Raw genomic sequence first — 21,072 nt, 5'->3', positions numbered from 1 at the left:
CGCGGCATGGGACAGGTTCAGGACATCGCGCGGCCGGCGACACCGGCGCCCGAGAAGGCGCCGATCATCGAGATCGCCGCCGAGAATGGCGCTGAGGTCGAGCCGCCGCCGCCAGAGCTCGTGGAGCCTGATCCGGAGCTGTCGCCCGAAGAGGCCGAGCAATTGCGCAAACGCTATCTGCTGACCCGGTTCTGGATCAGCGCCCGCGGCTATTGGGGCCAGAGCGGCGATCGCCTGGCGTGGGCGTTCACGATCGGGCTGCTGGTCCTGATCGTTGCGACTGTCGGATTCCAGTACGGCATCAACGTCTGGAATCGGTCGATCTTCGATGCGATCGAGAAACGCGATTCGGCGACCGTCTTTCACCTCACCGCGATCTTCTTCCCGCTCGCGATCGGCAGCGTCATCCTCGGCGTCGCCCAGGTCTATGCGAGGATGGCGATCCAGCGGCGTTGGCGGGCGTGGCTGACCAACAGCGTCATCACCCGCTGGTTGACCAGCGGGCGTTACTATCAGCTCAATCTCGTCAGCGGCGACCACAAGAATCCGGAATACCGGATCGCCGAGGACCTGCGCGTCGCAACCGATTCGCCGGTCGACTTCATCGCCGGCGTGACCTCTGCGCTGCTGTCGGCCGCGACGTTCATCGTCGTGCTCTGGACCATCGGCGGCGCGCTGACGTTGCATCTCGGCGCGACCGAGATCACTATTCCGGGCTTTCTGGTCATTGCCGCGATCGTATACGCCGCCATCGCCTCGGGCTCGATCATGACGATCGGCCGCCGCTTCGTGCAGGTGTCCGAGGACAAGAACCAGGCCGAGGCCGATTTCCGCTATACTCTGACCCGCGTCCGCGAAAACGGCGAGAGCATCGCCCTGCTCGGCGGCGAGACCGAAGAGCGCGCCGGCATCGACCGAACGTTCGGCAACGTGCTGCAGCAATGGGCGCGGCTCGCCGGCCAGCACATGCGCACCACGCTGGTGTCGCAGGGCTCGAGCCTCATCGCTCCGGTCGTGCCGCTGCTGTTGTGCGCGCCGAAATTTCTCGACGGTAGCATGACGCTCGGGCAGGTGATGCAGGCCGCGAGCGCGTTCACGATCGTTCAGACTGCGTTCGGCTGGCTGGTCGACAATTATCCGCGTCTCGCGGATTGGAACGCCTGTGCCCGCCGCATCGCCTCGCTGATGATGTCGCTCGACGCGCTGGAGCGTGCAGAGCGGGGCGACGGCATTGGCCGCATCAAGCGCGGCGAGACCGCCGGCGAAGCGATGCTCAGTCTGAATGATCTGCAGGTGACGCTCGACGACGGCACCGCCGTGGTCGGCGAAACCGAGGTCGTCGTCGATCCCGGCGAGCGCCTCCTGGTCGCCGGCGAATCCGGCACCGGCAAGAGCACGCTGGTGCGCGCCATTGCCGGCCTGTGGCCGTGGGGCGGCGGCAGCATCAACTTCCATCCCGACCGGCGGCTGTTCATGCTGCCACAGCGTCCCTACGTGCCCTCGGGCAGCCTGCGCCGGGCCGTCGCCTATCCCGGCGCCGCCGAGGACTGGAGCGTGGCGCAGGTCGGCGAAGCCCTGCACAAGGTCGGGCTCGATCATCTTAAGGACAAAATCGAGGAGGAGGCGCCGTGGGACCAGACGCTCTCGGGCGGCGAGAAGCAGCGCCTCGCCTTCGCGCGCCTGCTGCTGCACAGTCCCGACATCGTCGTGCTCGATGAGGCGACGTCCGCGCTCGACGAGAAGAGCCAGGGCAAGATGATGGAGATGGTGACGAGCGAGCTGCCGAAGGCGACCATCGTGAGCGTGGCGCACCGGGTGGAGCTGGAGGCCTTCCACAGCCGCAAGATCGTGCTCGAGCGGCGCAAGGGGGGCGCCAAGCTCGTCAGCGACATCGACCTCATTCCGCGCAAGGGGAAGCGTCGCCTCATCGGACGTTTCCTGCGCCAGCGCAAGGCAGCCTGAGCGCCTCGCGCCCCTGCCGCAGCGCTGTCCCGGTGACGACACAATGCGGACACGCCGCCTGCATTGGAGATCGCAGCGAAACCGGCTATCACACGTCGCCTTCAGCCCAGGACGCGACCTTGACGCCCGACAACGATCCTTCTCCGCCTCCCTTTGGTGCCTTCGCTCCCAACGCCGCCCAGGCGCTGGTGATCCGGCTGGCGCACGGCTCCGGGCTCAAGCGCGGCGCGTTCCGGCCGATGTTGACGCGCGTCGTCAATGTGCTCGGGGCGGGCCCCGTTGACGTCGGCTATCAGGGCGCCAGTTTCCGCTTCTACCATCAGCTCAGTGCGACCGAGCGCGGGGCGCTGTTCAATCCCGACTACAATCGCGAGGAGCTGGATTTCCTGCGCAGCCACGTTCCGCAGGGCGGCGTGGTGGTGGATATCGGCGCCAATGTCGGAACGTTCGCCTTGCCGCTGGCCCGTCACGTCGGGCCCGACGGCCTCGTGATCGCGGTGGAGCCGCATCCGGTCACGCATGCGCGGCTGAGCTTCAACCGTGCTGCGTCCGCGCTGTCCCAGGTCAGGCTGGTGGCAGCGGCCGCAGGCGACAGCGACGGCGAGGTGATGATCGAGACGGACGGTGACAATCTCGGCGCCAGCCATATCGTGATCGGCGAGGCCGGAGCGGAGGCATTCAAGGTCCCATCGTTGCGGCTGCAGACCATCCTCGAACAGGCCGGAGCGACCAAGGTCGACGCGCTGAAGATCGACGTGGAAGGTTTCGAGGACCGCGTGCTGACCTGCTTCTTCCGTGACGCGCCTGCCGCCTTGTGGCCGCGGGCGGTGGTCATCGAACATCTGTCGCGCGACGAATGGCAGAACGACTGCCTCGCCGACATGCTCGGCCGCGGTTACCGCGAGAGCGGCCGCACCCGCAGCAACACGCTGCTGCTGCGCGGCTGAACCGCGCATCCGTCCGCTTTCCCTGCTACGTCCGGAACGCGGCGCCCCACGCTGCGTTGTCGGCCCTGACATCAAGGGAGCCGGCCATGAGCAATGACGACGCGCGCGATCAGGATCGCGTTTGGGACCTGATGAAGAAGATCGGATTTGCGATGCTGGTCACCCGCGACGGTGACAGGCTGCGAGCACGGCCGATGAGCGCCTATCTCGCGCGCGACGAGAACATGATCTATTTCCTCACCGACGCGCGGCGTCACAAGGACGAGGAGATCGCGCGGTCGCCGCAGATCAATCTGTCGTTTGCGGACGCCGGAGCCCAGAAATACGTCTCGCTGACGGGCACGGCAGCCGTCTCCAACGATCGCGGCAAGATCCGGGAGCTCTTCTCGACGCCGGCCAAGGCCTGGTGGGACAGCGCCGAGGATCCGAACATCCGCCTGTTGAAGATCACGCCTGATGACGCCGAGTTCTGGGATTCGCCCGGCACGGTCGTGAGCTACGTCAAGATGGCGGCGGCCGCGGTGACCGGCACGCGTCCCGACCTCGGCGACAACCGCAAGGTCGCGATGTGATGCCGATCGAACCGCCAGAGATTCCGCCGGCGACGCCGGGCCATCCGGTCGAACCGCCGCAGGAAGACCCGGTCGGCAATCCGCAGCCCGACATTCCGCCGCCGGTGTACGAGCCTGATGCGCCGGCGCCGCCGCGCGAGCTGCCAGGGCCGACGCCGGACGAAATCCCCGGCCGAGGGCCGCTCGGTCCCACCACACCGAATCCGGCCACGGATTGACCGCGATTGGACGGTCATGATGATCGCCTGCCAAGGGCTTGGCCGCGAGCCGGTCCGCATCTCTGCGGTTACGCCAAGCCCTTGAAAATCAAGGCTGAATGAAACCTGAATGGCGGCCCTGCGGTGGTGGCTTCGCGTCGAAATAAATCCGCCTGCGGATTTGAACTGCGCCACAATCCGGCCTAACCCATACTCGTTGATCTCTCCGTGCTTGAAAAAGATCGTTCCGGGAAAACAAGACACATGAGCAAACTTCGCGTCCTGCTGCTGGCGACGACTGCGCTGTCGGCGATGCAACTGATGAGCTCCGGCTCCCACGCGCAGAGCGCGCCGATGATCATGGCGCAAGGTCCAGGCGGCCCCGGCGGCGAGGTCGGCCCGGACGGTCGGCCCAAGCAGCCGCCGCATGGTCAACCGCCAGGCCCGCCTCAGCGGCCGGCTGGCCCGCCGCCGGCCGCTGCACCGCCCCATCAGGCACCGCCTGCGCCGCCGCCCGCGGCGGCTCCGCCGCGTCCTGCTCCCCCACCGCCTCCCCCGGCTGCGGCACCGCGTCCCGCGCCGCCACCTCCCCCGCCGCCACCCCGTGCGGAGCCACCGCGCCCCGCGCCCCCGCCGCCGGCGGCTCCCCCGCGTCCGACACCGCCGCCGCCCCCGGTCGCAGCGCCTCCGGCGCATCCGCCGGCCCCGCCGCCCGTGGTGCGCGAGCCTCCGCGTCCAGCAACTCCGCCCGCTCCGCCGCCGCCCGCGGCGGCACCATCGCGGCCAACGCCGCCTGCGCCGCCCGTGGTAGCTCCGCCCCCGCCGCCGAGTGCTGCGCCGAATCAGCGGCCAGGAACCCCGCCGCCTCCGGCTGGCGCAACACCGCCCCATTCGCCGCCACCCGCCGCGGGCCCGTCGCCGCAACCCTCGGCCGCGCCTACTCCACCGTCCGGTGGACCAGGAGGCCGTCCGGGCGCTGGCGGCCCGCCGCCCGGTTCCCCGCAAGGCGGACCCCCGCCGCGCGGGGCTCCGATCCCGCCCGCCGGCACCGTCGCGCCTGCTCCGGGAACTCCGCCGGCGCCACCCGCGCCTCCGGCCGGCCAGACGCCGTCACAGCAAGGCACGCCGCCCGTCGCCGGCAGCCCGCCCGGCGGACGTCCGGGAACGCCCCCGGGTGCCCCGGGGGCGGCGCCCCCGGCGGCAGGTCCCGGTGCTGCTGGACCCGGACCGGGACCCGCCGGCGCGCCGCAGGCCGGGCCGGGCGCTGTGCCGCCTGCCGGTCCCCCGGCCATGTCCAATCGGCCGCCGCCGCAGGTCGCCGCGCCACTTCCGGCGCCGCCCCCGCCGACGCCCCAGCAGCTCACGCCGATCGCACCGGGCGCTCCGATGCCCGGGCCGCAGCGGCTGGAAGACTTCCGCGGCCAGCGCCGCGAGGTCCAGGAGGGGGGCCGCACGGTGATCTACGAGCCGGGCCGCGTCATCGTCCGCGATCCGAGCGGACAGGCCTTCGTGCGTCACGACGAGCTCGAGCGCTTCCGCTACGGCGCCCGTGACATCCGCGTGCAGCAGGAGCGGGGCGAGACGCGCACCGTGGTGATCCGTCCCGACGGCAGCCAGATCGTCACGATCACGGCGCCCGATGGACGGCTGCTGCGCCGCATCCGTCGCGACGTCGGCGGCCGCGAGATCATCATCATCGACAACACCTTCCGCGATCCTCAGGCGGTCGGCGGCTTCTATGTCGACCTGCCGCCGCCGGAGATCCGCATCCCCTACAACCGCTACATCGTCGACGCCGAGGAGGCGCCGCCGGATGTCATCTACGACACGCTGATGGCCCCGCCTGTCGAGCGCGTGCAGCGCCGTTACTCGCTCGACGAGGTCCGCTACTCGCCGTCGGTGCGCCAGCTGATGCCGTCGATCGATCTCAACACGATCACTTTCGAGACCGGATCGTGGGAGATCGGACCGGAGCAGGCGGCGAAGCTGCAGGTCATCGCCGACGGCCTCAACCAGGCGATCCAGCGCAATCCGCGCGAGGTCTACCTGATCGAGGGCCACACCGACGCGGTCGGCAACGAGACCGACAATCTGTCGCTCTCCGACCGCCGCGCCGAATCGGTCGCCACGCTGCTCACCCAGCAGTTCGGCGTGCCCGCCGAGAACCTGACCTCGCAGGGCTATGGCGAGCAGTACCTGAAGGAGCAGACCCAAGGCCCGAGCCGCATCAACCGCCGCGTCACGGTCCGCCGCATCACGCCGCTGCTGAACGGCGGCCAGGCCGCGCTGCCGCCGCCGCCTCCGGGCGTGGCGCCGCCGAGGTGAGCTGATCCCAACGACGAATGCAAATGGCCGGGAGCAATCCCGGCCATTTTTGTAGGTGGCAATCTCTCGCGTCCCACTCGGTGTGGTTCCCCGCGAACGCGGGGACCACATACTCCCAGGGTGTAGTTTTGCGACGGCTGGAGCGACACCCAGCCCTCACCACGCCAGCCAGTGGGTCCATGCGTTCGCAGGGACGGCACCGGTGATTGTCGCGCGAGCCCAGCAGGCCTCGCTCAGCCCTTGTCGTGACCGAGCTGGAAGATCTCCGCGCCGTCCGAACCCGACAGCAGCCCGGTGTCCGAATAGAGCTTCAGTTTGGAGCGGGTGTCGGTGATGTCGAGATTGCGCATCGTCAGCTGGCCGATGCGGTCGGCCGGCGTGAAGGCGGCGTCCTCGACCTTCTCCATGCTCAGCCGCTCCGGCTGGTAGGTCAGGTTGGGGCTCTCGGTGTTGAGGATCGAGTAGTCGTTGCCGCGGCGCAGCTCCAGCGTCACCTCGCCGGTGACGGCGCGCGCCACCCAGCGCTGCGCCGTCTCGCGCAGCATCAAAGCCTGCGAATCGAACCACCGGCCCTGGTAGAGCAGGCGTCCCAGGCGCATGCCGCTGATGCGGTACTGTTCGATCGTATCCTCGTTGTGGATGCCGGTGACGAGCCGCTCATAGGCGATGTGCAGCAGCGCCATGCCCGGCGCCTCGTAGATGCCGCGGCTCTTGGCCTCGATGATGCGGTTCTCGATCTGGTCGCTCATCCCGAGACCATGGCGACCGCCGATCGCGTTCGCCTCCAGGAACAGCGCCACGGCGTCGCCGAAAGTCTGGCCGTTCAGCGCGACCGGCTGGCCCTCCTCAAAGCGGACGACGACGGTTTCCGGCTTGACCACACAGTCCTCGCGCCAGAACGGCACGCCCATGATCGGGTTGACGATGCGGATGCCGCTGTCGAGGCTCTCGAGATCTTTGGCCTCGTGGGTGGCGCCGAGCAGGTTGCTGTCGGTCGAGTACGCCTTCTCGGCGCTCATCTTGTAATTGAAGCCGTTGGCGGTCAGGAACGCCGACATCTCGGCGCGGCCGCCGAGCTCGTCGATGAACTGCTGGTCGAGCCAGGGCTTGTAGATCTTGAGGTTTGGATTGGTCAGCAGGCCGTAGCGATAGAACCGCTCGATGTCGTTGCCCTTGTAGGTCGACCCGTCGCCCCAGATGTTGACGCCGTCCTCCTTCATCGCGGCGACCAGCATGGTGCCGGTGACGGCGCGGCCGAGCGGGGTGGTGTTGAAATAGGTGATGCCGCCGGTCGAGATGTGGAAGGCGCCGGACTGGATCGCGGCGATGCCCTCATGCACCAGCTGGGTGCGGCAATCGACCAAGCGCGCCTTCTCGGCGCCGAAGCTCAGCGCCTTGCGCGGGATCTCGTCATAGTCGGACTCGTCGGGCTGGCCGAGATTGGCGGTGTAGGCGAAGCAGCGCGCGCCCTTCTGCTTCATCCAGAGCAGCGCGGCGCTGGTGTCGAGGCCGCCGGAAAAGGCGATGCCGACTTTCTCGCCCTTGGGCAGGCTTTTCAGGATCGTGGTCATGGGGAGTCCAACCAGTGTTTAGGGCTATGCCGCTCAGAAATTCGGGCGCGGATAGCAGATTTCGCCCCGCTCGGCACGCGATTAATCGCCTTCACGCCGCGCTCAGGCTGCGGGGCTGGCGTCTGGCTGGCGGCGGCCGAACAGCCGGCGCATCAGCCGGAAGCCCGGCCAGGCGAAGCGGGTCAGGGCGGCGTCGATGCCGGCGTCGGTGAGCCGGGTGGACGGCCAGCGGTAGATGTAGCCGTGCAGCAGCCAGATCACGATGAAGGTGACGAGGCCGGCCGCGGCGATGTCGGTGAAGAAATGTCCGCCGAACGCCATCCGCAGCACCGAGGTGGCGATGCCGAACAGGACGGCGGCGCCGTAGGCGACGGGCCGGATGGCGGGCGGCGTCAGCGCGGCCGGCGCCAGGGTCCAGAACGCGGTCGCGCCCTCGCCGGAGAAGAACGAGCAGTTGCGGCCGCAGCCGCCGCGCGGATCCCACCACGGCACGAACTGCATGTCGCCGCCGAACTCGGTCACGACGACCGGGCGCGGCCGGCCCCAATAGGATTTGAAGGTGAAATTGGTGAGCACGCCGGCCGACAGCGACAAGGTCAGCAGCAGGAACGCCATGGTGCGGCCCTTCACCAGCAGCGGCCGGTCGGGACGGATGAGCTTCACCACCAGCGCAACGATGGACGGCAGCGCGATGCCCCAGGCAACCCACATCGCGGCATCGCGCGCGAAGGCGGCATAGCCGTCGAGCTTCACGGGGAAGCTGCGCGTGTGGGAATCGTAGAACAGCGCGGCGAGCTTGAGGTCGAGCTCGGGATAGACGCCGAACAGCACGCCGATGACGAGCGCGAGCGACAATGCGATGAAGAGTCCAGTGCGGTTCATGGCGCGCGGTTTAGCGAAAGCGGGAGGCGATGGAAAGGCCGCGCGCTCACCGCGGCGACCCCGACGGAAGCGGAGGGGGCGGCGGCAGAGGCGGCGACGGCTCGCGCCAGCGGCCGGCGTTGCGACCGGCGATCAGCCAATAGGCCAGCCCTCCGACGATGCCGGCGCCGGTCAGGATCTCGAGATGGCGGCGCACGATGCCCTCGAACCGGAAGGTCTCGGGATCGAACGGGACCAGGCCAAGATAGCAGGCGGCGCCGACCACGCCGCCGCCGATCGCATAGGCGAGCACGCTGCGGATCGAGAACGCCTCGGTGATCAGCGCGATCAGCAGCGCCGGGATCAGCGCGAACCCCGACACGAAGATGAAGCCGAAGCCGATGATGACCTCGAACGCGCCCTGGTCGATCGGGCCGTTGCCGAGATCGGAGAACTCCGGGAACAGGATCGCGGTCACGACGATCAGCCCGGCCAGAAAGCACGCGGCGAGAAAGGCGAACGCGATCACGACGAGACGGCCGATCAGCGCCATGGCTCTAGACCCGTGTTAGACAAGCAAGGCTCCGCTTTCTTCGCTCGTCATGGTCGGGCTTGACCCGGCCATCCATCACTCGATCAAGATCGCGTCATGCTGGCGGATGGATGCCCGGGTCAAGCCCGGGCATTACGAGTTGCTTGAAGTCGCCGAGGATTAGAAGAATCAATCCGTCATCGCCATCGCGCGCAGCGCCTGACGCTCCCGTGCGGACAGCTTCTCCGTCTCCGACTTCAACTGGCCGCAGGCGGCGAGGATGTCGCGGCCGCGCGGCGTGCGCACCGGTGAGGAGTAGCCGGCGTTGAAGACGTATTCGGAGAACTTCTCGATCTGCTCCCAATCCGAGCATTCATATGCCGAGCCGGGCCAGGGATTGAACGGAATCAGGTTGATCTTGGCCGGGATTCCCTTCAGCAGCTTCACCAGCAGCCGGGCGTCATCGAGCGAATCGTTGACGCCCTTGAGCATCACATATTCGAAGGTGATGCGGCGCGCGTTGGAGGCGCCGGGATAGTCGCGGCAGGCCTGCAGCAGCTCGGCAATCGGATATTTGCGATTGAGCGGCACCAGCTCGTTGCGCAGCTCGTCGCGCACGGCGTGCAGCGAGATCGCCAGCATCACGCCGATCTCCTCGCCGGCGCGCTTGATGTTCGGCACCACGCCCGAGGTGGACAGCGTGATGCGGCGGCGGGAGATGCCGATGCCCTCGTTGTCCGAGACGATCAGCAGCGCGTCGCGCACCGCGTCGAAATTGTACAGCGGCTCGCCCATCCCCATCATGACGATGTTGGTGATGAGCCGGTTGCCGAGCGGGGTCTCGCGGTCGGCCCAGTCGTTCAACCGGTCGCGCGCCACCATGAACTGGCCCACGATCTCGCCCGCGGTGAGGTTGCGCACCAGCCGCTGCGTGCCGGTGTGGCAGAACGAACAGTTCAGCGTGCAGCCGACCTGCGACGAGACGCACAAGGTGCCGCGATCGGTCTCGGGGATGTAGACGCACTCGACCTCGTGGGCCTTCTGCAGATTGTCGCCGCTCGGCAGCCGCAGCAGCCATTTGCGGGTGCCGTCGTTGGAGATCTGCTCGGCCACGACCTCGGGACGGTCGACGGTGAAATGCTCGGCCAGCGCGGTGCGTGTGTCCTTCGACACCGACGTCATCTCGTCGAACGAGCTGGCGCCGCGGAAATAGATCCAGTGCCACAACTGCTGCACCCGCATCTTCTGCTGGCGCTCGGGTACTCCGACCTCGCCCAGTCTCGCGGCCAGCTCCGCGCGCGACAGGCCGATCAGCGAGGGCTTCGCCGGCGGGACGTAGGTTTCGAGCGGAGTCTTTTCGAGGGGCGCAGATGAGTCGCGCAGCCCGGCAGTCGTTGCCATGTCGAGGAGCCCAAAGTGCTGCCCGGCCGCGGCGGCCGAAGGCGTTCAGCGGGTTTATATAACGATCCGGCCGGCAAATGCGACCCGCCTGACGAGCGGTACCGGCGGCCGCCGTCTACCGGCGGCAATCCTGCGCGATGCGGTCGAGCGCCTGGGCGAGCCCCTTCAGCGAGAACACGTCGGTGGTCTCCGTGCCCTTGGCCGAAACGCCCTTGACCACCGCCTCGGGCGCCTTGCGCATGGCCTCGACCATCCGCTCTTCCTCGGCGGCGTTCTTGATCCAGAGCCCGTCACCCTGGGTATACATGGCATAGGAGGCACCGCCGACCTCCACCGCGGCGTCGGATCCGGGCTTCAGCGCATAGCCGATCATGATCGAAACCTCGTTGAAGACCTTCTCGGAGGGCCGGGTCGACACGAAGGCATAGGCGGGATCGCGCGGACGGTTGGGCGGATTGGTCTTGGAGGTTGTCGGCTTGGCCAGCGCGAAGCAGACCTTCTTGCCGCCGGGCATCGCGGTGTAGGCGCCCCAGCCGCCGAACTGTCCGATCAGCGTCGGTTCCGCGCCGCCGATGCTGGGAACGGCCGGCTTCGATTCCGATTTCGGTGCGGCCTTCGGATGCGGAGCTGCGGCCTTTGGCGCGGCGCTCTGTGCCACGACGAGGCTCGGAGCTCCGAACAGCAGCACGCCGCCGACCAGCGTTGTCAACAATCGCCCGAACAACATGATACGTTGAGTTCCCCCGCGACTTCGTTCCACCAATATTGTGACTGGAAAATGGCCCGGAATCGCTGACCGTGGTCGCGATGGATAGCGGCTAAATGCACCGCTTGCAAAGGCCGCAGAGCCGGATTGTCCGGCGCTTCGCGTCCTCGGGCCGGCGCCGCGGCCCATGCCGCGGCCCGATGATGATTGTGGCGCGGCGGCAAATCCGGCATGACGTTCCCAAAGCCGGACCTCGATCCGGCGGCAACGACCAAGGAGCGCCCATGAAAGCCATTCTCTGCTCGCAATTCTGTCAGCCCGACGATCTCGTCCTCACCGAGGTGCCAGATCCGGTGGCCGGTCCCGGCGAGGCCGTGATTGCGATCAAGGCGGCGGCGCTGAACTTCTTCGACATCCTGATGATCCAGGGTAAGTACCAGATCAAGCCGCCGTTCCCGTTCTCGCCGGGCGCAGAGGTCGCAGGTGTCATCGAGAGCGTTGGCGATGGCGTCACCGACCTGAAGGTCGGCGACCGTGTCGTCGCCTCCTGCGGCCACAACGGCGCGCGCGAAAAGATCGCGCTGCCGGCCGCGTCGATCGTCAAGATTCCGGACAATCTCGATTTCGATCGCGCCGCCGGCATCATCATCATCTACGGCACCGCGCTGCATGCGCTGGAGGATCGTGCCAGTCCGAAGCCGGGCGAGACGCTGGCCGTGCTTGGTGCCGCCGGCGGCACCGGCCTTGCCGCTTGCGAGCTGGGCAAGCTGATGGGGCTGAAGGTCATCGCCTGTGCCTCTTCGGACGAGAAGCTCGAATTCGCCAGGCAGCACGGCGCGACGCTGACGTTGAACTACGCCAAGGAGGATCTCAAGGAGGGGCTGCGGCGGCTCACCGACGGCAAGGGCGCCGACATCATCTTCGATCCCGTCGGTGGCACCTACGCCGAGGCCGCGCTGCGCTCGATCGCTTGGGAGGGCCGGTTCCTGGTGATCGGCTTCGCCGCCGGCGACATCCCGAAGATGCCGCTGAACCTCGCGCTGCTGAAGGGCTGTGATATCCGCGGCGTGTTCTGGGGCGCCTGGACCCGACTCAACCCCGCCAAGAACCGCGCGAACCTCGAAAAGCTCGTGCAGTGGACCGCGGAGGGCAAGCTGTCGTCGCATGTCGACCGCACCTTCCCGCTGGCGCAGACCGCCGATGCCTTGAAGGTGCTGGCCGGCCGCCAGGCGATGGGCAAGGTGATCCTGCACCCCTGAGGACGTCGCGCAATGAAGGCCCCCGGGGTTGCTGTATTCCCCCGGGGTAGCCTCGCCCTGATCCGCGCAACCAAACCGGGCAGAGCCCTGTCTGTTCTGCGGGCGCAAGGCTCGAGCCGAGCCGGCCCGAGGTCGCTGTGACATCCGCGCGATGCGCGGCGGTCGCAAATTTGTTCGGCGGGCTGCCGCGCCGGCGTCACGGATTCGCAACCGGAAGCAGAAAATCCGAAAACGAGCGTTTCTTGGTTAACGCAACCGCGCCACATTATGGCATGGTTAATTGTAGGGCTTTGCCGTTGTTATCTCGACGTTTCTGGATTTGGTGCCGTGCGATGTCGCACGTGCGTCGCCACAATCAGATCAAAATATTTCCAGAATCATGCCGGCTCTCGTCCACTTTTAGTCGGATTCAATTAGTCAATTAGTTGTCGGCAGTGGGGTGCCTCTGGCAATCGTGACGTGTCTCGAGCTTCTGACGGGCTTGGGACCAAAAGTATGTTGCGTGAAGTTGAGATGGGGATGAAGGCCATGGCTGAGCGGACGACGCGCGGACGTTTCAACAACAGAACTCCTTCGGAGCCTGACTTCAGGCCTTTCCCCGACGAACTCCCTCAGGAGCGCCCACCGAACTATCGTTTCGGCCGGTCGACCCAGGACAACTATCCAAACGACGAATCGATGCCGATGTTCCTCTCTGAGTATGAGAGCGGCAATCAGATCGACAGCACGCATTTCGAGGACCAGTGGCCGGCGCGGACCCGCCGCGTCTCGATCTCGTCCCGGATCCTTCTCGCCGTGGTGGCTGCGGCCGGCGTCGCGGTGCTCTTCGCGCTTGTCACCTCGGATGCGACGCGCGACCTGATCGCCAGTGCCAAGGCTTCCATCATCGGCGCCACGCCGGATCCGACGGCCCCGCCGCAGGCCACCAACACGCAGCTCACCGCGCGCGACATGCAGCTGAACGAGCCGGCGCGACTGCCGCCCGAGCCGCCGGCTGCCGCTGCGGCGCCGGTGCAGACGGCAGCCGTCGCCCCGACGCGTGACGACATCGCCAACGCCTACCAGACAGCGCTGCAGAATCGCAGCGTGACGCAGCCTGCGCCGGTTGCAGCGCCGCCGAGCTTCGCCACGGCACCGGCCGCGCCGGCCCCGAGCGCGATGGAGCCGTCCTCGATCAATTCGCCTGGCGCGGGATCGGCAATCGTCGCACCCGGCCTCGGCGCCGTGACCGCCGCTCCGCCGCCCGCGCAGGTCCGCCGGCTCGATCCCGACGAACTCGCTGGCATCATGAAACGCGCCAAGAGTCTGCTGGCCGCGGGTGACATCCCGCCGGCGCGACTGCTGCTGGAGCGCGCCGCCGAGGCGCAAGAACCGGCCGCGGCGCTGATGCTGGCGCAGACCTACGATCCCCACGTGCTGGGAACGAAGGACATCCGCAACATCAATGCCGATCCGGCTGCGGCTCGCAACTGGTACCGCCGCGCCGCCCAACTCGGCTCGTCAGAGGCGCAGCGCAGGCTCGATCAGCTGCAGAACTGAACGCTCGTGACGGCAGCGATGCCGCCCCGTTTCATTTTTTTGTTTCACGCATGATTTTCGGGTCCGTTCAGGGGCGACGCCAGCCGAGACTTGGCGCTGCCCGCGTCCGGCTCGCAACCATGTGCCAGCCTTACATCAAGGGGGACAGATGCGACGTCTTGTTGGAGCGGCCCTAGCCGCAATGATGATAGCGTGCGGTTTTGCTGCCCACGCCGAGGAAGGCGAGTTCGACCCGGCCAAGGTGAGCGACAGCCTCAAGGCGATCTTCCAGTTCGGCTCGGTGCAGACCAAGCAGGCGCTGAACGCCAACACGGTGACGCTCATCACCGGCACGATCGGCGGCACCTATGTGCAGTTCGGCGCCGACCTGGCCTCGCTGCTCGACGACGGCAACAATCTGCGCGTCCTGCCGATCGTCGGCCGCGGCTCGGTGCAGAGCGTGGCCGACATTCTGTTCCTGCAGGGCGTCGATCTCGGCATCGTCCGCGCCGATACGCTCGACTATCTCGAGCGCAAGGGTTTCGCCAAGGACATCAAGCGGCAGTTCACCTACGTCACCAAGCTCTACAATGAAGAGATGCAGGTGATCGCGCCGCGCGCGGTGCGCAACCTGCGTGACCTCGAGGGCCGCCGCGTCAGCGTCGACCTGCCGAATGGCGGCACCTTCGTCACGGCGCTGACGGTGTTCGAGCGGCTTGGCCTGCGCGCCAACTTCGCCTACATCGAGCAGCGCATCGCGATGGAGAAGCTGAAGCGCGGCGAGCTCGATGCCGTCATCGTGGTCGGCGGCAAGCCCTACAAGTCGGTCTCGACCTTCGTGAACGACGGCCGCTTCCATCTCGTCAACGTCGATTACGATCGACCGCTGCAGACCGACTATCTGCCCGCGACCCTGACGGCGAAGGACTACCCGAACCTGATCGCCGAGGGCGAGAAGGTCGACACGATCGCGGTGCCGGCCGTGCTCGCCGCCTACAATTGGGCGCCGAACACCGACCGCTATCGCAAGCTCGCAACCTTCGTCGACGCCTTCTTCACCAAATTCCCGGCATTCCAGAATCCGCCGTTCCATCCGAAGTGGAAGGAGGTTTCGCTGTCGGCCCCGCTCGCCGGCTGGCAGCGGCTGCCGTCCGCCAGCAAATGGCTGGAGAGCCATGCCATGGAAGGCGCGCAACGCGACCGCTTCGACGACTTCCTGAAGCAGAGCAGCGCCGGCAGGGCGATGCCCAGCCAGGCCGACCGCGAGGCGCTGTTCAAGCAGTACCAGGCCTGGGAGGCCGAGAAGACCGGCAGCGCCCGCGCCCAGGCGCGCGGCCAGCGCTGAGCTCGGAGCGTTCGACGACGTCCCATCAAGAGAAAAGCCCCGCGGATGCGGGGCTTTTTGCTTTTGCGCCCTTCCGAGGCGCTGACTGCGGGCGCCCGGCTTGCCCGGCCGGAGCCGTCGTCAGCCGATCGTCTCGCCGTCCTTCGCGACGTCAGCGTTCTTGTCTGCCGCCAGCCGCGCGAGTACGGCGCGGGCGGCGGCATGATGGTCGGGCGTGATGTTCGAGGCGACCATGCGGATGGCGGTGGCGAGCACCGCCGCGTCGTCGGTGAAGCCGAGGATGGGCAGCACGTCAGGCATGAAGTCGAACGGCACGACGAAGTAGGCGATGGCGCCGAGCAGGGCGACCTGTACGTGCCGGGGTGTCTCCTTGTCGAAGGCGCAGTAATACGCCGCAAGCAGCTCCTCGGCGAATGGCAACCGCGCGACAACCTTCTTGAACTTGATCCAGAAACGACGGCGAAGGGTCTCGCGATCCCGGGCCAGCCGCTCCGCGGGCTCGAAGCCAACGCTGTAGTCGGTCGCATCCGACATGATGTCCGATCTCCGGTTCCAGACGGCGCCGGGGGCGCGGTCCTCGCCCTCGGATGTGGTGATGGCGACGCCGGCCGCAAGGCGCGTGCCGTCGTCGCCAAGGCCTCAGCCGCGCATCGTCGCGGCGATCGCGTTCATCGCCTTGGCGAGCTCGATGTCGCGCAGGGTCACGCCGCCGGCGTCATGGGTCGTGAGGACCACCTCGACGGTGCGGTAGACGTTGCGCCACTCGGGATGATGGTCAGCCTTTTCGGCGACCAGGGCGACGCGGGTCATGAAGCCGAAGGCTTCGTTGAAGTCTGTGAATGTGAACGTGCGGGCGATGGCCTCACGGCCCACCGCCTCGGACCAGCCGGGAAGCTCCCGCAAGGCAGTGGCGCGTGCCTCCGCCGACAATCGTTGCGGCATCTCGATCTCCTCTCGTGGTGCAATCGACCGGACACGTGGCAACATCCGGGCGATTGCGGGGTCTACCTCCAGCCGGATCGCGCCGGGGTCCGCCCGATCAGAGCCTTGTCACAGGCCGTTGCCGGAGGGGCTCGGACCTGTCCCGATCCCCCGGTGGCTGGTGCGATGGTAACCATGACGCAGATGTCACCCCGGGCGGACAAGAAATTTGCTACAGTTCAGCTCTATCGAGGGACGACGTGGCCAGACGAAGCCGCCTGTGGCATCGCCCGGGCCCAGGACCACCGGAGGACAGAATCTGGTAGATGCTCAGACCACGCCAGCGCAGCGCTCACGGATGCGCCCTGCCGTGTTCATCGTCATCGCCGGGATCCTTGCGGTCGTCGGCGCTTTGACGGGTGCCTACTATTTTGCGATGCGTCCCGTGGTGCTCAAGATCGCGGTCGGTCCGCCCAACAGCGACGACCTGAAGGTCGTCCAGGCCCTGACCCAGGCCTTTTCCCAGTCGCACGCCTCCGTCAGGCTGCGGCCGGTTCCGACCGAGGGCGCCGCCGAGAGCGCGCAGGCGCTGGCCGCCGCCAAGGTGGATCTTGCGATCGTGCGGGGTGACCTCGAGGTCCCAAAGAACGCACAGGCGGTGGCGACGCTGCGCAAGAACGTCGTCATCCTCTGGGTGCCCTCGTCCGGCAAGGGCAAGAGCCGCAAAGGTGGCGCCAAGATCACGAAGATCTCGCAGCTCGCGGGCCACAAAGTCGGCATCATCGGCCGGACGCCGGCGAACGCGAACCTGCTGAAGGTCATCCTGCGCCAATATGGCGTCGACCCCAGCAAGGTCGAGATCGTCCAATTCCCGATCACCGAGGCCGCCGAAGCGGTCCGAAGCCAGAGGGCCGATGTCTATCTGGCGGCCGGTCCCATCAACAGCAAGATCACGGCGGATGCGATCGCCGCCGCCACAAAGGAAAGCGGGCCTCCGACGTTCCTGGCCATCGATTCCGCCGCAGCCATCGCACAGAACCATCCCGAATACGAGGCCACCGAGATTCCGGCCGGCGCGTTCGGCGGGGCGCCCGATCGCCCCGAAGATGAAGTGAAGACGATCAGCTTCAATCACCACATCGTGGCACGCAAGGGCCTCACCGACTCGACGGTCTCGACGTTCACGCATCAGCTGTTCTCGGTGCGCCAGCAATTGCTGTCGGAATTTCCGCTTGCCGCCAAGATCGAGACGCCGGACACCGACAAGGACGCGGCGATCCCCGCTCATCCCGGCGCGGCGGCGTTCGTCGACGGCGAGGAGAAGACCTTCCTCGACCGCTACAGCGACTACATCTGGTGGAGCCTGATGGCGCTTTCGGCGATGGGTTCGGCCGGTGCGTGGTTCGCCGGCTATCTCAAGCGCGACGAACGCACCATCAACACCTCGCTGCGCGATCGTCTGCTGGAGATGATCACCATCGCGCGCAGGAGCGATTCGACCGAGGAGCTCGACCAATTGCAGAGCGAGGCCGACGAGATCCTGCGCAACACGCTGACCTTCTTCGAGGACGGTGCGATCGAGCACGCTGCGTTGACCGCGTTCAACATCGCGCTCGAGCAGTTCCACAACGCGGTGGCCGATCGCAAGCTCATCCTGATGAGCATGCCCGCCAATCTGCAGCGAACCGGCGCGCAGTTGCGTGCCGCCGGCACCTGAGGTCGGACCACGCTTGCGCTGCGGCCGTGTCACGCGGCGGCCGGGGCGCGATTGTAATTCCAGCGTCATCAATCTTTCCTAGGTCTGCCGGGCCGTGACTCGCGCCTGCTCCCGCGCGCGATCCGACCAGGAGATCCGCATGACGCTTCGCATTCCTCGACCGCACACAGCCCTGTCCCGCCGCCGCTTCCTGTCGACGGCCGCCGCAGCCGGCGTCACGACGCTGGCGATGCCCTATCTGAGCCGCGCCGCCGACCGGCCGCAGATCACGCATGGCGTGCAGTCCGGCGACGTCGGCATGGATGGCGGCGTGGTCTGGGCGCGTGCCGATCGGCCGTCGCAGATGCTGGTCGAGGTGGCGACCACCGAATCGTTCAAGGACGCGCGGGCGCTGCCACCGATCGCCGCGCTTCCGGAGAGCGACTTCACGGCCAAGATGCTGATCGAAGGCCTGCCGAGCGGCCAGGACATCTTCTACCGCGTCAAGTTCCGCGACCTGTCGCATACCGCGGTCGAAAGCGAGGCCGTGGCCGGCCGCTTCCGCACCGCGCCCGGCAACAAGCGCGACGTCTCGTTCGTCTGGGGCGGGGATGTGGCGGGGCAGGGCTGGGGCATCAATCCCGATGATGGCGGCATGTTCACCTTTGCGACGATGAAGAAGCACCGCCCGGATTTCTTCCTGCATTCCGGCGACACCATCTATGCCGACGGCCCGATCAAGTCCGAGGTAAAGCTGCCGGACAACAAGGTGTGGAAGAACCTCACCGTGGAAGAGAAGGCCAAGGTCGCCGAGACGCTCGACGAATTCCGAGCCGCCCACAAATACAATTTCCTCGACGAGAACGTTCGCGCCTTCAATGCCGAGGTGCCGATCTTCGTGCAGTGGGACGATCATGAGGTCACCAACAACTGGTCGGCTTCCAAGGAGCTGCCGGCGAGCTACAAGGAGCGCAACATCCAGCTGCTCGCGGCCCGCGCGGCGCGCGCCTTCCACGAGATGTATCCGATGCGCGAGAGCATCATCGAGCCGGGCCGCGTCTATCGCACCATCAACTACGGTCCGCATCTCGACGTGTTCGTGCTCGACGAGCGCAGCTACCGCGGCGCCAACGGTCCCAATCTCGAGGACAAATATGGCCCGGCGTCCTACTTCATCGGGCCGGAGCAGATGCGCTGGCTGAAGCAGGCGCTGCTCAATTCGCGCGCGACCTGGAAGGTGATCGCCTCCGACATGCCGCTCAGCATCATCGTCTATGACGACGCGGCCAACAAGAAGGGCTCGGAAGCCATCGCCCAGGGTGACGGCCCGGCGCGCGGCCGCGAGCTCGAGATTGCCGAGATCCTGCGCTTCATCAAGACGGCGCCGATCCAGAACACGGTGTGGCTGACGGCGGACGTGCACTACGCGGCCGCGCATTATTACGATCCGAACAAGGCGCAGTTCCAGGACTTCGAGCCGTTCTGGGAGTTCGTCTCCGGTCCGTTGCATGCCGGCACGTTCGGTCCGAACGAGCTCGACAACACCTTCGGCCCCGAGGTGCGCTTCATCAAGGCGCCCGGCCTCGACAAGCAGAACCTGCCGCCATCGGCCGGGATGCAGTTCTTCGGCCACGTCAAGATCGAAGGCGCAACGGGCCAGATGACCGTGACCCTGCGGGATCGCGCCGACGTCGCGCTGTGGTCGACCACGCTCGATCCGAAGCTCGGCTGAGGTCTTGTTGCTCGGCGGCAACACGATCGCGTGCTGCGACGGCAACTAATCGCGTCGCCGCAGCACGGCCTCCAGCGCCTCGGTCGGGCACGGCTTCGGCAGCCGCGGCCGGTCGGCGAATGCGGCCGGCACGCGGTCGGCGCCATAACCGGTCGAGAATGCGAAGGGAATGCCGAGCGCCGCCAGCCGCTCGGCAATCGCAAAGCTCTTCTCGCGGACCAGGCCGACATCGAGGAGTGCGAATTGCGGGACACGCTCGGCGATCATGGCGAGCGCGGTGGCGACGTCGGCTGCGATCCTGATGTCGGGAACGCCGAGGTCGGTGATCGTGTCTTCCAATCCGAGCGCAATGATGGGGTCGTCTTCGACGACCAGCACATGCTGATAGAACTCGGGCACGCCTGATTGCGAGCTGGTCATGGGATCTGCGGGTTCCAGGAGGAGGGACGGACCCCGCGGCCGGCGCCTCCTCTCGAGCGCGCTGGCGGGTTCCTGGAACCAAGGCAGCATATCAGAGTTCCTCTGTCGGTGCACTTGTGAACACAAGGAGCACGGATCACGCACATGCGTTGCGCACGGGGGATGACGATGCTGAGCCAGGGTGTGACCACGCTGAGCCGGGAACGGCCCTACAACAACCTGCTGCGGCGGCTCAGTCCGGCTGACTACGCGCTGATCTCGCCGAATCTGGTCGAGGACACGGCAACGCCGAACGAGCTGCTCTACAGTCCGGGCGACGACGTGCAGATCGTGCATTTTCCCTGCGGGCCGGCGCTGACGTCCTATCTCGTTCCCAATGAGGACGGTCGCGACGTCGAGACCATCCTGGTCGGCCGCGAGGGCGCCGTCGGCGGGATCGTCAGCGAGGGCTTCCTGCCCGCCTATACGCGGATCGTCGTCAAGTTCGGCGGCCCGTTCGCCCGGCTGCCGTTGTCCCGCCTGGCGGCCGCCAAGCTGCAATCCAAGACGCTGCGCCACGTGTTCGCGCGCTACGCCGATTGCATGCTGGCGCAGATGTTCCAGTCGACCGCCTGCAACGCGATCCATTCGATCGAGCAGCGCACGGCGAAGTGGATCGTGGCCGCGATGGACCGCACCGATGGCGAGCCGATCGTGCCGCTGACGCATGAGCAACTGGCCACCCTGCTGGGCGTCGGCCGCAGCTACGTCAGCCGGGTTGTCCAGACCTTCAGGGCCGAGGGCATTCTCGAAACCCGCCGCGGCGCCTTCATGGTGCGGGACTTCGACGCGCTGAAGCGCCGTTCCTGCCTGTGCAACGAGGCCGTGAAGACCCATTTCGAGGAGGTCCTGCGCGGTGTCTATCCGACCGAGCAGGCCGAGGCGGGCTGAGCCCGCAGGCGCCATTGACTTTCCGCGCATGGGCGCAGCGGCCGCGTCGGCCGTCAGCGTTTTCTCCCGCGCGGCCGGAGGCGCGTGGCGGCGGAGGCATTAGCCAGCCGCCCGGAAACTGCTCCTCGCTCCTGAAAGCAGTCATTGTTTTTTGGCATTTTCTGCCTATATTGCGCC

The 21,072-nt window shown here is 67.0% G+C and carries 19 protein-coding genes; 11 read left to right on the top strand and 8 right to left on the bottom strand.

The window, feature by feature from the left end:
• Window positions 1-6: 6 nt before the first annotated feature.
• The 5 genes from QX128_RS22900 (at window position 7) to QX128_RS22880 (ending at window position 6,003) form a co-directional block, all read left to right on the top strand.
• Entirely contained in the window at window positions 7-1,962 is a 1,956-nt protein-coding gene (locus QX128_RS22900; protein ID WP_316238589.1) for an ABC transporter ATP-binding protein/permease, read from the top strand.
• A gap of 119 nt (window positions 1,963-2,081) precedes the next feature.
• A complete protein-coding gene (locus QX128_RS22895; RefSeq protein ID WP_316215445.1) occupies window positions 2,082-2,909 on the top strand; it encodes an FkbM family methyltransferase in 828 nt (275 codons plus the stop codon).
• An 86-nt stretch (window positions 2,910-2,995) separates the two neighbouring features.
• Complete coding sequence (locus tag QX128_RS22890) at window positions 2,996-3,481, top strand: pyridoxamine 5'-phosphate oxidase family protein (protein WP_315800847.1); 486 nt, start codon at window positions 2,996-2,998, stop codon at window positions 3,479-3,481.
• Window positions 3,481-3,699, top strand: coding sequence for a hypothetical protein (locus QX128_RS22885; protein ID WP_315800846.1), 219 nt, complete (start codon window positions 3,481-3,483; stop codon window positions 3,697-3,699). The genes QX128_RS22890 and QX128_RS22885 overlap by 1 nt, the downstream gene beginning before the upstream one ends.
• Before the next feature lie 243 nt (window positions 3,700-3,942).
• Window positions 3,943-6,003, top strand: coding sequence for an OmpA family protein (locus QX128_RS22880; protein WP_316215447.1), 2,061 nt, complete (start codon window positions 3,943-3,945; stop codon window positions 6,001-6,003).
• A gap of 233 nt (window positions 6,004-6,236) precedes the next feature.
• Here the strand turns inward: QX128_RS22880 and argG are convergent, their stop codons facing one another.
• The 5 genes from argG to QX128_RS22855 all read right to left on the bottom strand — a co-directional run bounded on the left by argG (window position 6,237) and on the right by QX128_RS22855 (window position 11,095).
• Window positions 6,237-7,574 carry an argininosuccinate synthase gene (gene argG / locus QX128_RS22875; RefSeq protein ID WP_316238588.1) on the bottom strand — a complete coding sequence of 446 codons (1,338 nt, stop codon included), beginning with the start codon at window positions 7,572-7,574 and terminating at the stop codon, window positions 6,237-6,239.
• Between the two features lie 102 nt (window positions 7,575-7,676).
• Window positions 7,677-8,456 carry a phosphatase PAP2 family protein gene (locus QX128_RS22870; RefSeq protein ID WP_316238587.1) on the bottom strand — a complete coding sequence of 260 codons (780 nt, stop codon included), beginning with the start codon at window positions 8,454-8,456 and terminating at the stop codon, window positions 7,677-7,679.
• Window positions 8,457-8,502: 46 nt separating this feature from the next.
• A complete protein-coding gene (locus QX128_RS22865) occupies window positions 8,503-8,988 on the bottom strand; it encodes a hypothetical protein (RefSeq protein ID WP_315800842.1) in 486 nt (161 codons plus the stop codon).
• A 168-nt stretch (window positions 8,989-9,156) separates the two neighbouring features.
• Window positions 9,157-10,368, bottom strand: coding sequence for a 23S rRNA (adenine(2503)-C(2))-methyltransferase RlmN (gene rlmN / locus QX128_RS22860; protein ID WP_316238586.1), 1,212 nt, complete (start codon window positions 10,366-10,368; stop codon window positions 9,157-9,159).
• Between the two features lie 115 nt (window positions 10,369-10,483).
• Window positions 10,484-11,095 carry an invasion associated locus B family protein gene (locus QX128_RS22855; protein ID WP_316238585.1) on the bottom strand — a complete coding sequence of 204 codons (612 nt, stop codon included), beginning with the start codon at window positions 11,093-11,095 and terminating at the stop codon, window positions 10,484-10,486.
• A gap of 263 nt (window positions 11,096-11,358) precedes the next feature.
• Between QX128_RS22855 and QX128_RS22850 the strand changes: the two genes are divergently transcribed.
• From QX128_RS22850 to QX128_RS22840, 3 genes are all read left to right on the top strand, one after another.
• Window positions 11,359-12,333: an NADPH:quinone oxidoreductase family protein gene (locus tag QX128_RS22850; RefSeq protein ID WP_315800839.1), complete on the top strand. Its 975-nt coding sequence runs from the start codon at window positions 11,359-11,361 to the stop codon at window positions 12,331-12,333.
• Window positions 12,334-12,861: 528 nt separating this feature from the next.
• Window positions 12,862-13,872, top strand: a complete 1,011-nt coding sequence (locus QX128_RS22845; RefSeq protein ID WP_315800838.1) for a hypothetical protein — start codon at window positions 12,862-12,864, stop codon at window positions 13,870-13,872.
• 148 nt (window positions 13,873-14,020) lie between these two features.
• Entirely contained in the window at window positions 14,021-15,196 is a 1,176-nt protein-coding gene (locus tag QX128_RS22840; RefSeq protein WP_315800837.1) for a TAXI family TRAP transporter solute-binding subunit, read from the top strand.
• A gap of 120 nt (window positions 15,197-15,316) precedes the next feature.
• Here QX128_RS22840 and QX128_RS22835 read toward each other — a convergent pair whose 3' ends face one another.
• Together QX128_RS22835 and QX128_RS22830 are read right to left on the bottom strand one after the other, a co-directional pair.
• Window positions 15,317-15,730 carry a YkvA family protein gene (locus QX128_RS22835; protein WP_315800836.1) on the bottom strand — a complete coding sequence of 138 codons (414 nt, stop codon included), beginning with the start codon at window positions 15,728-15,730 and terminating at the stop codon, window positions 15,317-15,319.
• Window positions 15,731-15,835: 105 nt separating this feature from the next.
• Window positions 15,836-16,138, bottom strand: coding sequence for a 4a-hydroxytetrahydrobiopterin dehydratase (locus QX128_RS22830; protein ID WP_315800835.1), 303 nt, complete (start codon window positions 16,136-16,138; stop codon window positions 15,836-15,838).
• A gap of 349 nt (window positions 16,139-16,487) precedes the next feature.
• Between QX128_RS22830 and QX128_RS22825 the strand changes: the two genes are divergently transcribed.
• Window positions 16,488-17,834, top strand: coding sequence for a TAXI family TRAP transporter solute-binding subunit (locus QX128_RS22825; protein WP_316180179.1), 1,347 nt, complete (start codon window positions 16,488-16,490; stop codon window positions 17,832-17,834).
• 139 nt (window positions 17,835-17,973) lie between these two features.
• A complete protein-coding gene (locus tag QX128_RS22820; protein ID WP_316180181.1) occupies window positions 17,974-19,545 on the top strand; it encodes an alkaline phosphatase D family protein in 1,572 nt (523 codons plus the stop codon).
• A gap of 45 nt (window positions 19,546-19,590) precedes the next feature.
• On the opposite strand, the gene QX128_RS22815 is transcribed toward QX128_RS22820, so the two are convergent.
• The gene (locus QX128_RS22815) at window positions 19,591-19,965 is read right to left on the bottom strand and encodes a response regulator (protein ID WP_315800832.1); all 375 of its coding nucleotides are present in this window, start codon (window positions 19,963-19,965) and stop codon (window positions 19,591-19,593) included.
• Between the two features lie 168 nt (window positions 19,966-20,133).
• Here QX128_RS22815 and QX128_RS22810 point away from each other — a divergent pair, with 168 nt between their 5' ends.
• Window positions 20,134-20,895, top strand: coding sequence for a Crp/Fnr family transcriptional regulator (locus tag QX128_RS22810; protein ID WP_316238584.1), 762 nt, complete (start codon window positions 20,134-20,136; stop codon window positions 20,893-20,895).
• Window positions 20,896-21,072 lie beyond the last annotated feature (177 nt).

The organism is Bradyrhizobium sp. SZCCHNR1015, from assembly GCF_032489875.1.
In the GTDB taxonomy this organism is placed as follows: domain Bacteria; phylum Pseudomonadota; class Alphaproteobacteria; order Rhizobiales; family Xanthobacteraceae; genus Bradyrhizobium.
The sequence above is the reverse complement of the archived record's forward strand: the minus strand, read 5'-3'. Positions and strand labels throughout refer to the sequence as shown.